This is a genomic window from Neobacillus sp. NPDC058068 (genome assembly GCF_042885335.1).
In the GTDB taxonomy this organism is placed as follows: domain Bacteria; phylum Bacillota; class Bacilli; order Bacillales; family Cytobacillaceae; genus Neobacillus.
This window is the reverse complement of the sequence record NZ_JBHVSI010000025.1, coordinates 49,270-62,573: the sequence shown is the minus strand read 5'-3', so window position 1 is coordinate 62,573 and position 13,304 is coordinate 49,270. Positions and strand designations below refer to the sequence as shown.

Below are 13,304 nucleotides of genomic sequence, written 5' to 3'. Positions count from 1 at the left end.
CCTATGGCAGCAAAATGCAATATCATCTTTAGGCATATTGTACAAAGAAGTTTGTATAAAACAACTCATATATGGGGAAGATTTTGTTGGTTATTTTGTTGTATATTATTAATGACCATCTTAATTTCACCTGCATGATAGGACGTGTAAAATACAAATGAAAAAAACAGTAGTTTATAAGAGAGATGAGCGTTTCGAAATAAAAGCCGATTTTTATGGTCTAAACCATGACAATGCTCCAGTAGCCGTATATATTCATGGCGGTGGACTTGTTTGGGGAACTAGAAAAGAAATCAGTGAAGAAATGATCGAGCTATACACTGAACAAGGGATTGCCTTGTTTTCAATTGACTATCGGCTCGCCCCTGCGACAAAACTGCCGGACATTCTTGAAGATATTCAAGACGCACTCCATTGGCTAGAGACAGAAGGGCCAAAGCATTCCATTGATCCAAGAAGAATTGCTGTAGTAGGCAGTTCCGCGGGTGGGTTCCTTGCCCTGAGCACAGGGACATTTACATCTAAGCCGCGTGCAATCGTCTCTTTCTATGGATATGGCGATATAAATGGTAAATGGGCAACGACGCCTAGCAGTTTTTACTGTAAAAAAGACATTGTCCCAAAAGATGTAGCTAAAACACTTGTTTCGGATCAGATCATTACTGATGCATCTATTGAGCAGCGTTTCCTCCTATATGTATATGCAAGGCAACATGGGGAATGGATTGAACAAATTACAGGTGTCAATCCAGAAAGCAATAAAGTAGCATTGACAAAATATTGTCCCATTCACAATATTACTAAAGACTATCCGCCAACCCTCCTATTACATGGAACGAAGGATACTGATGTCCCTTATGAACAGTCTGTTTTTATGAGGGCTGCTATTCTAAAGGAATCAGTTGAAGCAAAGTTAATTACAATTCCTAATGGTGAGCATGTATTTGATAAAGATTTCCATAATCCGGTTGTCCAAAATGCCCTTAAACAGGTGATTGATTTTCTTCACACGCATCTTGCAGAATGAGTAAAAAGTCCGGCTCTGTCATAAGACAGACCGGACTTTTTAACGGCTATTTACTTCTTGTTAAATTCGTGAAAATGCTCCCATAGATGATCACAATCTTCTCTATCTTCCACTTTTATCATGTTAATGACACTATTATCTTCACCCGCTAAATATTGGCGCAGGTGCATGTCAGAAAAACCATGCTCAGCAGCGTCATCTCTTGTGCTACAGTAGTACACATCCTTGATACCTGCCCAAATCATAACAGATACACACATTGGGCAAGGCTCACAAGTAGCATAGACAACGCAATCTGATAAATCCATTGTACCTAATTTTTTACAAGCTTCTCTTACAGCCACCATTTCTGCATGTGCAGAAGGATCAGTATCTCTCATCATGGTATTGCTTACTGCTGCAATCACTTCATCACCTCGGACAATCGTTGCACCGAATGGTCCACCTATTTTGTTGGCCATACCAACTAATGTTGCATCTGCAGCTAATTTCATATAATCCATATTAAAAATTCTCCTTACTTTTGTTATACACATTTTAGGAATAACTAAATTTGGTGTTCCTTATTTTATTAATTTTTCTCATTCCACCTATTAAAGGATAAAGAGTAAATGATACTATCAAACAATCTGATTATCGAATTAGGTCAAAATGTTCTTTTTCAAATGTGGCTTTCATTTTTACTCTGTAACAGGACCAATATTATCTTTCTTATTTACATAGAGTTTATACGCTAAAAATGCGGCAATTAATAGATATCCCCAAACGAAAGGCATGGCAGTTGCTTGTGCTAGTCCGAGAGTGCTTGTATGAATAGCACCAACAAAAGTTAAAGCGGCTCCTAGCACTGCAGCTATGATGCCTCCAATAGGCGTGTTCCGGATAGTAAATACAGCTATAGAACCCCAAAGTACACTAGTAATAGGAGCGCCATTACCTAGAGCAAGCAAACCATCATAGAAAAGTCCAGCATTGTGAAGGGTAAGTGACGAAACTTGGTCTGCCGCTGTTCCTACCGATGTACCAGCAGCTGAAAGTGCATTATTTACAGCAACAAGTGCCCAGTTAGCAACCCATGGGAAGAAACATACAAAGATTGCTGGAGCTTCAAATTTCGGACTTTCTTTAACAACTTGATGCCCTGTTACAATCGCAATAAACACGAGCATCGGTACAATAGCGGCAATCGGAATAACAGCTAGCATCAGACCCATAAGACTGAAAACCGATAATAGGAATATACCAATAGAGCTAGCAATAGAATAGCCTAAACCTGCACCAACTTCTTTCCAACCAGCATGACCTACATATACTGTTACTGGGAATGGGTTACCACAAAGGCCACCTATTAGAGTAGAAAAACCGTTTGCAAGCATAACGTCCCTAGTATTGTATTCATCCCCACAAACAGCAGCAGCTTCAACGTTTTCCAAATTAAAAATGAAGTTTGATAACCCTAGAGGTATAGCAGTTAATAAATATGGCAAAGCAGCTTCAATATGGTCGAAAAGCCCATTTAAATGCAACTTAGGAGGATTAAAGCCAAATGATTTTAGAGCTTCAGTAACTTCAGCAGGATTTTGATATCCAGCGATCCAAGCAATTGCAGTTCCAACTACGATCAATAATAGACCCGTAGGTATTTTCTTCAATATTGGATGTTTACTTAACCAGTTCATGAAAATGATTATTAATGCAACAAATGCCACTACAGGCATTTCAAAAGATTGTAGCATTGGGTTCATGCCTAAAAATACAAATGCCAAACCTGCCAAGGCTGCTAACAATACAGTTCTTGGGACAATCTTTCTAATCGTTTCACCTATGAATGCACCTAAAAATAAAATGGAAGCCTCAACAAAACCCCAAAGTACAGCGACAGATGTTGTGAAAACAGCATCCTGTGTTTGATGATATAGAGGAAGCATAATCACAAATACGATAAGAAAAATACCAGGTGAACTAGAACCTGATGGAAGGGCGGTAATATCTGTTCTACCTGTTTTCTTAGCTAATTTATAGGCAAAATAAGCAAAAATAATACCAGATAGCAATACAGCAAATCCAAAGCCAGGAACAATTCGTTTAAAAACAAACTCTGTTGGCATGCCAACTACACCAATTAATAATGAGATCATAACCAAAAAGTCTGTCAAAACATTAACGAACAAACCGAAGGAAGCAGCAAAGTCTCCCTTTTTCCAAAAAGATACATTCCCCATGTAATATTCTCCTTAAAAATCTATTATTTTTTATTACAGCTAAATTGTAATAAGCATTAAAGTATGGAATTTAATCGCCATGGTTGCATAAATTATACAGTCAATAGAATACTAACCGACGGCATAGTGCGGGAATATTTGAACCTTTAACACCAAATGTATGACGTAGAATCATTGCAAAAGAAAGTTCCAAATGATTATTATTGATCATGCAATTGTTCTAATTTTGATTGGTCCAGCAATTTTTACTCCTATTTAAAGGGCGTCAATATCAATTATTTCAAATTGATAATATGCGTACCGGCCTTTTCGACGATTGCATCTTTTAGACTTTCAGGATCGGTAATTATTACCCTTTTGCCATCCTTCTCCAAGAAACTCAAACTTGCTTCGACTTTAGGAAGCATGCTGCCTGGAGGGAAGTGTCCTTCAGCGGCATACTGTTTCAATTCCTCAACGGTAATTTTTTCAAGAGCTTGTTGATTCGGTTTTCCAAAATTAATACACACTCTAGAAACACCAGTTGTAATAATTAACGTTTCCGCTTGAACTTGTTCTGCTAAAAGGCTAGTTGCAAAATCTTTATCAATAACAGCATCAATGCCTTCATACGTATTGTCAGAATTCTTTACGACAGGAATTCCGCCGCCGCCTACAGCAATAACAACAAAGCCTGCTTCAATCAACGTTTTAATGGCATCCTTTTCCACAATATTAATTGGTTTTGGAGAAGGCACCACTCTTCGATAACCACGGCCTGAATCTTCGATAAAAATCCAATCTGGATGTTCTTTCTTCATTTCATCCGCTTGCTCGAGAGAAAAAAATGAACCTACTGGCTTAGTTGGATTTTTAAAGTTAGGATCAGCACTACTAACTTCCACTTGAGTAATAACAGTTGCCACTTTTTTGTTAATCCCTCTTTTAACAAATTCATTAATCAATGCCTGTTGAATTTGGTAGCCAATCCCGCCTTGAGTATCAGCACCACAATTTACAAGAGGTACTACTGGCATATCTGCTACTTCATTTGCAATTTCAGATCTTCTTAGCCCAAAACCTACTTGGGGTCCATTACCATGTGTGACAACAACTTGGAAGCCTTCGGCAACCATATCTGCAATATTAACGGCTGTTTCAGTTACAGCTTCATATTGTTCTTGAACGGAACCGCTTCCATTTTCTCTAACTAAGGAATTCCCCCCGATAGCGACGATAACTAATTTTTCCACTAGGATTTCTCCTTTCTCTTTTCTAATTGTTTCGTTAATAATTCAATCGACTGTTCCTTATGCAAATGATATAAAGAATTCGTCGGGTCATTTTCAATTGCATTCTCTATCGCCTCTATTGCTTCCTGATGTTTACCTAATGATCGCAGACTATTTGCCTTATGAAATGAAAAATCATATCGATGCGGCTGTAGCGAGAGCAGCTGATTCATTTCATTCACTGCTTCCTCGTGTCTTCCCAATTCTCTTAAATAATTGGATTTGTGATAACGATAAAACGTCTCAGTAGGATTTAGTTCACTAGCTTTATCATATTCTGCCAGTGCTTCCTCAGGTTTGTTCATCAACCTTAAACAATTGGCTGTATAAAAATAGAAATCCAATTCATTTGAATTTAAAGCCAATGCCTTGTTGTACTCAGCAAGTGCTTCCTCAAATTTCTTTAATTCTTGTAAGCAATATCCCTTATAAAAGTAGAGATCAAAATTATTAGGATCTTTTTCAAAAACTTGATTAATTACCGTAATTGCATCCTCATACTTATTTTCCCGATAAAGTTTTTTAACTGACTGAATGACTTCGTCTTCATCTGAGAAATCCTTGTAAAGAATTTTCACAACCCTATCCTGTTTAAGTTCAATAGCATGCTGCAGTGATGATTTCCCGTCACGATCCTGCAGATTCACGTCTGCACCAGCTTCGACAAGCATATCGATAATATTGGAGTATAAACGGCCTCCGTTGCCCAATATGACTGATTCGAGCAGAGCGGACCACCCTAAATTGTTTGCATGATTTACTGGAACACCCGCTTCTAAACAAACCTGTACTGTTTTTAGGTATCCCTTCTCACTAGAAGGTAATAAGGCAGTGCCGCCAAATCGGTTCACACTTTGTAGATCCGCACCAAAATTCAACATCAAACTTAGGATTTCATGGAAACCATTTGCTCCTGAACAAATAAACGGCGTCAGTTGGGTAATATCTCTTGTGTTCACGTCACTGCCTGCTTCTAGTAACAATTGAACCGCTGCTTTGTTGTTTTTTTGTGTCGCTGCCATTAAGGCTGTGCGGCCATTTTCATCTTTAAAATCAATGCTTGCGCCTTGTTGTAAAAGCCTTTTGACGCCCTCTACATCTCCAAGTTCACTTGCATAGATAAGATCCATGTTAATGGATTTATTCTCCATCTAAATTCTCTCCTATTCACCTGTGCATCTTTCGCATTAGAAAATACCTATTTAGGGAAGAATAGCAATCCATTGGACTGTTTCAGACTTGCCATTCTCCCCTAAACGCGCCATTTTTACTGAATGTTTTCGCTTATGGTTAACAGCGCTTTTTCAAATGCTTCAACCGGAGGATGCGTGATACCTGCACCAATCATTCCAATTCCAGCCTCTTTATGGGCAATGGCAGTATTAATAATAGGCATGATTCCTGTTTGAACGACCTTTCGTACATCGATTCCCGTCGGAACACCCATGAAATCAAGCATTGGAATCGTCACATTAGGATTTTCAGTTGTTGTGATTTCCTTCATTTGTGTTGAATAACCGATAGCTTCCTCTACGGTTCCGCCAACTAACGCTACAATTGCAGGAGCTGTTGCCATCGCAAAGCCGCCGATGCCATAAGTTTCAGTAATTGCACTGTCACCGATATCAAGTCCGGAATCCTCCGGCTTGTAACCTGCAAACATTGGCCCGACAACTTTTTGCGCTGGACCAGTAAACCATGCGTTTCCAGCCATTCCACTAACACGGATTCCAAATTCCACACCATTACGGGCCATTGTGGTAACAATTGTACTGTTTTCAATGCCATGAGCAGCATCAAGGGCACATTTAGCCATCGCCATCCAAGTAGGACCAGAGAAATAGTCACTGCTGGCAACAAACTCAAAAACTTCTTTCTTCTGTTCGATAGTATAATCCGTTTGTAAAATGTACGGAGTTAATGCTTGGATTAACAGGGTTGTCCCTGCAACATTTCGATTGTGGCACTCATCACCCATGTGAAGCGCTTGTGCAAGCATTAAACGTAAGTCAATGCCGTTTGGATTTAGTTTCATGGCATCTCTTAAGATCGGACCAAATACATCGCGCATCCACACTAATCGATCAATAACACTTTGATCGTTCGCACCCATACGAAGGATTTTTGATAATTGTTCACTTAAGTTGGTATACGCAATATTTCCGTATGTTTTGTTTTCAACAATGTGCATAAACATTGATGCAGATGTGACACCAGCCATTGAACCAACACAGTTATGTTCATGACAAGGTGAAAAAGTAATTTCTCCGGATGCTGCAAGTTCAGCGGCTTCTTCGATATCCTTCGCTAGCCCTTCAAAGACAATAGCACCAGTAACAGCGCCCTTCATTGGGCCATTCATTTTATCCCAAGTAATAGGAGGTCCCGCATGAAGAATTGTTGTTTTCGTCATTCCTGGCACACAATTAATTGCTTGGTCGTATCCAATTAACACTGGCTGCGAATTAATAATTCTTTCAACTGCTAACTTATTCGCTTCTTCGATTTTTTCCATCATCGCAGGATTTTCAAGTTTATCAAGCGCAGCAATTAATTCTGGGTTACCTCTTCCTGGCGGTGTCCATTCTAAATGAATGACCTCAGAACCTTGTTGTAATAAATCATCTTTAAATGACTCAATTCCGACGTTAATTACATGTGGTTTACTTTTAAAAAGATCGTTAATTCGACTCATGGCTATTCTCCCTTCACAACAAATTCTCTAGCTAATAGTCCAGCGTTTTGGCTGCTGCTTGCATGTGTGACGCCAGCGGCTAATAACTTATTAATTTGCTCATCAAGATTTTGAGGATCTAGTTCTGTTCCAAGAACATATCCGATAATTTCTAAATGTCTACCTTCTTGTTCAGCTTGCTGCTTCGCTTCGATGAATGCTGGAAGAAATGCTCCAACTGGATCTTCGTGCGCACCATATCCCAACACAAAGTCCATAACAATTACACCAACGGATGGATCTTTTGCTTCTTGGATAAATCTTTCTAGACGAGTAGATGGATCAATCATTGGATGTGGCTTGCCTTGTGTATATTCATCATCACCGAAGTCGATGAATGTATGCTCTTGGCTTGTATATCTATCTTTCAAGCGATACTCTGGATTTCTTGCAATATTGCTGTAGACATTATCAAACTTTTCCATTGCTGCATGCATGGCCTCATCGCAAAGAGTTCCGCCGCTGAATAATCCGCGAATATATTTCTGTTCCGGTGTTAATTTTGTACGAACTTCTTCGATAAGCGGAATGTTTAACGCACGTTTGTTGAGTTTGCTTTCATCAGCACCAGCTAGCAAGACTGCTTTAAGTGCTGCTTCTTTAGACATTTTCGCAAAATGGCCGCCAGCCTCGGTGATTTTTTCTTCATGGCCTCCAATAAACCAAACAACTACAGGCTTTTTACAAGTTTTAATTTTGGCTAACACTTTCTCTTCGACACTTGGTGCAGGTGGCTTTGAAACAAGGACAATTACTTTAGTAGCTTCATCGTCTTCAAGAGCTTGGATACCATCTAGCATCATGACGCCGCCTACTTCTTCTTTTAGATCTCTTCCACCTGTTCCAACCAGTTGTGTAATCCCTCCGCCAAATTCATGGATACGGACGCTAACCTCTTGGCTGCCTGTTCCGGATGCAGCGACAATTCCAATGTTTCCTTTTCTCACTGCATTTGCAAAACAGAGGGCCACATTGCCAATAATCGCTGTACCACAATCAGGTCCCATCATCAATAAGCCTTTTTCGTGTGCAATTTGCTTTAATTCAATTTCATCTTCAATGCTGACGTTATCGCTGAACATCATGACATTTAAGTTATTTTCAAGTGCTTTCCTTGCCTCTCTTGCGGCATAAACCCCATTTACTGCGATAATTGCTAAATTTGCATCGGGATTGCCTTGAGCTGCCGACGAGATTGTCGAATATTTAACTTCACTTTTTCCTTTGGTAGTGTTCTTTTTAGTAAATAATTCATCAATGCCTTTGAAAGCGCTTTCGAACAGTTCATCTGTTGCCGCTTTTACGACAATAATGAGATCGCTTGTTTTAGCCTCTTCCACTTCCGGTGTCATTAATCCAACATTCTTCATTACCTCTTTATTCATCTCAGTACCCATTGCAATAATGGCCTGTTCAACACCATCAATTTGATTGGCTTTCGTTGAAAGGGACATTAAAGAAACTGAATCAAAATACGTATTTGGCTTGATCAATGCTTGTACAGTCATAATTTACCTCCTGCTCTAATATTTGCCTCCATTCCGCAGACAAGTCCTATGGAAATATCTGTTCCGGATGAAGAGCCGATGGATAATACTTTATTTAAAGAGAGAATTAAGTCTTCTTCATTCCCCGCGATTATGGAAGCGATTAAACAAATGATAGACTCTCTCACTTTCCCGATTGATGCTTTTTTCAAAGCCATATAGCTAATGTCATTCGTTAAGGTCTTTGCATTCTTTAGTACATCTTCACAAAAAGATCGTTGGGGATAAAATGGGCTGTTTTTCATATTAATAACGGTGAATATCCCTGTTAAAAAATCATCACCAGACGGAGTCAACCCCGGTCCTAAACCAATAAGCGAAACCGCATGCGGTATAGCTAATGACAGATGATTTTTTACTAATTGGTCCAAAAGTAGATTCTTTCGAAGATCAAGCATCTTGGACATTTCAGCTTCGAAAGGACTTTGGGCAACAATTCGTCTTTTCATTCCGCCGCCTTTACCATTAATGTTGATATAGTCCTGCATCCATTTAACATTACGGGTCAGAATATCTACATTATGTGGGTATGTCGGAATCACACTCTCCCACTTCTCCGCTTGATCAATAGATATGGCGAGTTTATTTCCAATGGTCAAGGTTTGATTTTTAACCGTTACCTTATCATTTACTTCTAGACCCATTGAACTGATAGAATCTACATCAATGATTAAAGTATTTGGCCCATTGTCTATTTCGCTGCTAGCTATGGTGTATAACTCACCATTTTCTAAACATTGAATATTAAATGTCCGATTAAAAGTACTATGGACAAACCCACTGAAACTTGAATGAGTAATCCTCTGAATAAAATCAACATCCCCAGATATTGTTTCTCTCACGCAAGACACCTCATAGTCCTAGACTGTTTTTCCGTCTAATCTAATTTGACTGGAATCGGCCTCCTTTATTTGACTAACTTAAGACCTTACATGATTATTTTAGGTATATTGCATAAAATCGTCATCGTTTAACAAATCCAAAAAGATTTGAGTTCATTTGTGCAACATATACAATGGATTGTGTTAGAATTTTGACAAAGGAGTGAAAAATCTTGCTTACAGTTAAAGAACTATTTGAAATAAAAGCAATCGATGGAATTAAAATTATTGCTGGGGAAAAAGGGATCAATAATGAAATTTCGCTTGTAAATATTATTGAAAACCCAGGAGCATTTGATTGGCTTTCTCCTAATGAACTGCTTTTGACGACTGGCTTTATTTTTAAAGATAACGAAGATCTACAAAAAAGGATTATTAAGGAGCTATCTGAAATAAATTGTGCGGGTCTTGTGGTAAAAATGAAGCGGTACTTTGATAAAATTCCGCAGAATATGATTGACGAGGCAAATAAGTATGGCTTGCCGTTAATAGAGCTGCCTTTTGAATATACCCTGTCCCGAGTTATCTCGATTATTAATGAAAAAGCATCTGGAAGATATGATTTATTGAACCGAAAAACGTTAGACATGCATAATTTATTTTTTAGGATTACGCTTGAAGGCGGCGGGATCGAAAGGATTTCTTCCTTGTTATCCGAAACGATCAATAACCCTATCATTTTTGTAGACAAGGATTGGAAATTGCTCCATTTCACGGAGCACAAGGCTAACAAAGTGCCGCTTGCCTACTGCTTTGATTTACTAAAAAATAGACCGATTTTCAACCAAGTGTTCCTAGACTCCATACCTGATAATATTAGTGAAATGAAGAAGTCCATTAAGCGAATTTATCATATGGAAGCCATGGAAATTAAGTGCCGGATCTTACCTGTCGCCGTTGCCAATTATCTTTATGGATATATAATTGTTTGGCAAACAGTACGGGAACTAACGGAGTTTGACTATATTATCCTTGAACAAGCTTCCACCATTATGGCGCTTGAAATGATAAAAGCAAAAGAGATTGAGGAAGTAAAGTTAAAAATCAGGCAGGATTTCTTCGATGATTTGCTGACAGGAAAAATAACTTCCAGTGAATCCATCCAATCCCTTAGCGAATTGCATGGTTTAAATTCACAATATAAGTATTTTTGTTTGGTAATAAATTTTGATTCGGAAGACCTTGAACGGTACGAGGATTTGGTGGCAAGAAAGCTTCAATTAGAGAATACGTCTAGAAAATGTGTGGACCTAGTTTATGAACATTCAAACCTAGCAAATGGGGAAGTTACGTGCTTTTATCGAAACAATCACATTATCGTTTTATTTGGACAGAGCGGAAATAGATCTCCCATTACATTAAATGAAGCAAAGCAATACGGACATGGGCTTTATGGTGAATTGACCAAACAATTAAAAAATACAACCTTCTTAATTGGAATTGGCAGACAGTATGAAACCATTCATTCGCTTCACAAAAGTTTTTCCGAAGCAAATGAATCCATTAGGCTTATGCAAAGGTTTGACGATCACGGGGGTGTATCTCATTTTGAGGATCATTCACTCTATCACTTCTTGGATAGCAATATTAAAGATATGGAATTAGAGGATTTTTTCATGAAACGCCTTGGAAAAATCTTTGGCCATGACCAATTACACGGAACAAGTTATATCTTAACGTTAGAAAACTACTTTCTAAATAATCTTAATATAAGCGAAACCGCAAAAGCGATGTTTTTACACAGAAATACACTTATTTACAGAATTGAGAAAATAAAGGAAATCCTAAATACTGATTTAAAAAACTCCGAAGAATTACTGCAAATACAATTAGCCTTAAAAATATTTAGACTATTAAATAAAAATCTTGGCATTAATAATAAAAATTATTAAATTTATGTCCTGTGCCAATGTAAGCACAGGACATCTGGTTTTTAAGACGGAATTATTAATCTCTTTCCAAAAGTGAAGCACCAGCAATTCCTGGTTTGGTCATTTCATAGATATTTAAAATAAGATCTAGCTCATCTTCAGATAATACATCATACTTCAAGCAAAGTTCTCGAACAGATTTTCCCGTGACAGTTGCCTCTTTTGCAATCCGTGCCGCCACTTCGTAACCTAAATGCGGATTTACGGCCGTGATGATACCAACACTTTTTTCTACATATTCTTTTAGCCGGGCTTCATTTGCTTCAATCCCAGTGAGACAATGAGCGGTAAATGAGCGGAAACCGTTATTCATAATACTAATCGATTGCAGCAAGTTAAAGACTAATACAGGCTCCATAACGTTTAATTCCAACTGGCCTGCTTCAGAAGCGAGGCAAATGGTATGATCGTTTCCAATCACCTGGAATGCAATTTGATTAATAAGTTCCGGCATGACTGGGTTCACTTTACCAGGCATAATCGATGATCCGGGCTGACGAGCCGGCAGAGTAATCTCAGCTAGCCCTGCACGTGGACCCGAAGCCATCAGCCTGAGGTCATTAGCTATTTTCGACATGTTCATCATACAAACTTTCAATGCCGCAGAAACTTCGGTATAGGCATCCGTGTTTTGCGTAGCATCAACGAGATGCTCGGCATTGACCAATGGTAATCCACTAATTTGCGCAAGCTGTTCAACTACATCTTTAATATATTTTGGGTCTGCATTTAATCCAGTCCCGACGGCAGTGGCTCCCATATTGACTTCGAACAAATGGCCTTGTGAGTGTTGAATCCGTTTCATATCCCGTTCCAGCACACGGCTGTAAGCCTCAAATTCCTGTCCAAGTCGAATTGGAACCGCATCTTGTAGATGGGTGCGCCCCATTTTGATAACGTTTTCAAACTCCTTTGCCTTAGCTTTGAAAACCTGATGCATATCATTCATCGTCTTAAGCAATTTTTCAAGGAGCTTTAATGTGGCAATATGTATGGCTGTAGGAAACACATCATTTGTCGATTGCGACATATTAACATGACTATTTGGACTCAAATGCAAATAAGCGCCTTTTTCGTGTCCGAGCAATTCAAGGGCACGGTTCGCTATCACTTCATTTGCATTCATGTTCATCGATGTCCCTGCTCCGCCTTGGATGGGGTCAACAATGAATTGATTATGCCACTTTCCTTCGATTATTTCATCGGCTGCTTGACACATAACATTTCCAAGACCGCTATACAACTGCTTCGTATTCATATTTGCTATCGCGGCCGCTTTTTTAACCATTGCCAACGCCATGATTAACTCTTCGTTAAGAGAATAGCCTGTAATCGGAAAATTTTCAACTGCCCTCAAGGTCTGTATACCATAATAGGCATCGATTGGTATCTCTTTTTTTCCTAAAAAATCTTGTTCAGTTCTTGTTGCGTCCGTAAACATCTGAAAACACTCCTAATATAGAAAAAGATTTTACTTCCACAGAAATAATAACAGCTTATTCAATTCCTGTCTCCTATTTACATTATTATTTCAATATTAATACAAAAAACCAGTCAACTTAAGCTGAAAGTCATTTTTCCCTTTGGCAATTATTACAAAAGGATACAAAAATTACAGCACATTACTGTTAAGAAATAAATGCAAACTATTATTATTAAACATATGGTGTCAGGCACCGTAAATTATCTTT

10 protein-coding genes are annotated in these 13,304 nt (G+C 38.5%); 2 read left to right on the top strand and 8 right to left on the bottom strand.

Annotated elements, in window-relative coordinates; genetic code table 11:
* Window positions 1–157: 157 nt before the first annotated feature.
* A complete protein-coding gene (locus ACFVSW_RS23780; protein WP_387319094.1) occupies window positions 158–1,027 on the top strand; it encodes an alpha/beta hydrolase in 870 nt (289 codons plus the stop codon).
* A gap of 50 nt (window positions 1,028–1,077) precedes the next feature.
* On the opposite strand, the gene ACFVSW_RS23775 is transcribed toward ACFVSW_RS23780, so the two are convergent.
* The 7 genes from ACFVSW_RS23775 to ACFVSW_RS23745 form a co-directional block, all read right to left on the bottom strand.
* Window positions 1,078–1,530, bottom strand: coding sequence for a nucleoside deaminase (locus tag ACFVSW_RS23775; protein WP_387319093.1), 453 nt, complete (start codon window positions 1,528–1,530; stop codon window positions 1,078–1,080).
* A 177-nt stretch (window positions 1,531–1,707) separates the two neighbouring features.
* Window positions 1,708–3,249 carry a xanthine permease gene (locus ACFVSW_RS23770; RefSeq protein WP_387319092.1) on the bottom strand — a complete coding sequence of 514 codons (1,542 nt, stop codon included), beginning with the start codon at window positions 3,247–3,249 and terminating at the stop codon, window positions 1,708–1,710.
* A gap of 275 nt (window positions 3,250–3,524) precedes the next feature.
* Complete coding sequence (gene arcC, locus ACFVSW_RS23765; RefSeq protein ID WP_387319091.1) at window positions 3,525–4,481, bottom strand: carbamate kinase; 957 nt, start codon at window positions 4,479–4,481, stop codon at window positions 3,525–3,527.
* On the bottom strand, window positions 4,481–5,671 hold the full coding sequence (locus ACFVSW_RS23760; protein ID WP_387319090.1) for an ankyrin repeat domain-containing protein: 1,191 nt from the start codon (window positions 5,669–5,671) through the stop codon (window positions 4,481–4,483). The genes arcC and ACFVSW_RS23760 overlap by 1 nt, the downstream gene beginning before the upstream one ends.
* A 116-nt stretch (window positions 5,672–5,787) precedes the next feature.
* On the bottom strand, window positions 5,788–7,215 hold the full coding sequence (locus ACFVSW_RS23755) for a YlbE family protein (RefSeq protein WP_387319089.1): 1,428 nt from the start codon (window positions 7,213–7,215) through the stop codon (window positions 5,788–5,790).
* A gap of 2 nt (window positions 7,216–7,217) precedes the next feature.
* Window positions 7,218–8,762, bottom strand: coding sequence for an acyl-CoA synthetase FdrA (gene fdrA, locus ACFVSW_RS23750; RefSeq protein WP_387319088.1), 1,545 nt, complete (start codon window positions 8,760–8,762; stop codon window positions 7,218–7,220).
* Window positions 8,759–9,643 carry an oxamate carbamoyltransferase subunit AllH family protein gene (locus ACFVSW_RS23745; RefSeq protein WP_387319087.1) on the bottom strand — a complete coding sequence of 295 codons (885 nt, stop codon included), beginning with the start codon at window positions 9,641–9,643 and terminating at the stop codon, window positions 8,759–8,761. Before ACFVSW_RS23745 ends, fdrA begins: the two co-directional genes overlap by 4 nt.
* A gap of 212 nt (window positions 9,644–9,855) precedes the next feature.
* Here ACFVSW_RS23745 and ACFVSW_RS23740 point away from each other — a divergent pair, with 212 nt between their 5' ends.
* Entirely contained in the window at window positions 9,856–11,574 is a 1,719-nt protein-coding gene (locus ACFVSW_RS23740) for a PucR family transcriptional regulator (RefSeq protein WP_387319086.1), read from the top strand.
* Window positions 11,575–11,629: 55 nt separating this feature from the next.
* Here the strand turns inward: ACFVSW_RS23740 and aspA are convergent, their stop codons facing one another.
* A complete protein-coding gene (gene aspA, locus ACFVSW_RS23735) occupies window positions 11,630–13,054 on the bottom strand; it encodes an aspartate ammonia-lyase (protein ID WP_387319085.1) in 1,425 nt (474 codons plus the stop codon).
* Between the last annotated feature and the right edge of the window lie 250 nt (window positions 13,055–13,304).

What these genes read in the sequence shown, in the direction of transcription:
- ACFVSW_RS23780 (WP_387319094.1), top strand. Translation starts at nt 158, where the DNA reads ATGAAAAAAACAGTAGTTTATAAGAGAGATGAGCGTTTCGAAATAAAA.
- ACFVSW_RS23775 (WP_387319093.1), bottom strand. Translation starts at nt 1,530, where the DNA reads ATGGATTATATGAAATTAGCTGCAGATGCAACATTAGTTGGTATGGCC.
- ACFVSW_RS23770 (WP_387319092.1), bottom strand. Translation starts at nt 3,249, where the DNA reads ATGGGGAATGTATCTTTTTGGAAAAAGGGAGACTTTGCTGCTTCCTTC.
- ACFVSW_RS23760 (WP_387319090.1), bottom strand. Translation starts at nt 5,671, where the DNA reads ATGGAGAATAAATCCATTAACATGGATCTTATCTATGCAAGTGAACTT.
- ACFVSW_RS23755 (WP_387319089.1), bottom strand. Translation starts at nt 7,215, where the DNA reads ATGAGTCGAATTAACGATCTTTTTAAAAGTAAACCACATGTAATTAAC.
- fdrA (WP_387319088.1), bottom strand. Translation starts at nt 8,762, where the DNA reads ATGACTGTACAAGCATTGATCAAGCCAAATACGTATTTTGATTCAGTT.
- aspA (WP_387319085.1), bottom strand. Translation starts at nt 13,054, where the DNA reads ATGTTTACGGACGCAACAAGAACTGAACAAGATTTTTTAGGAAAAAAA.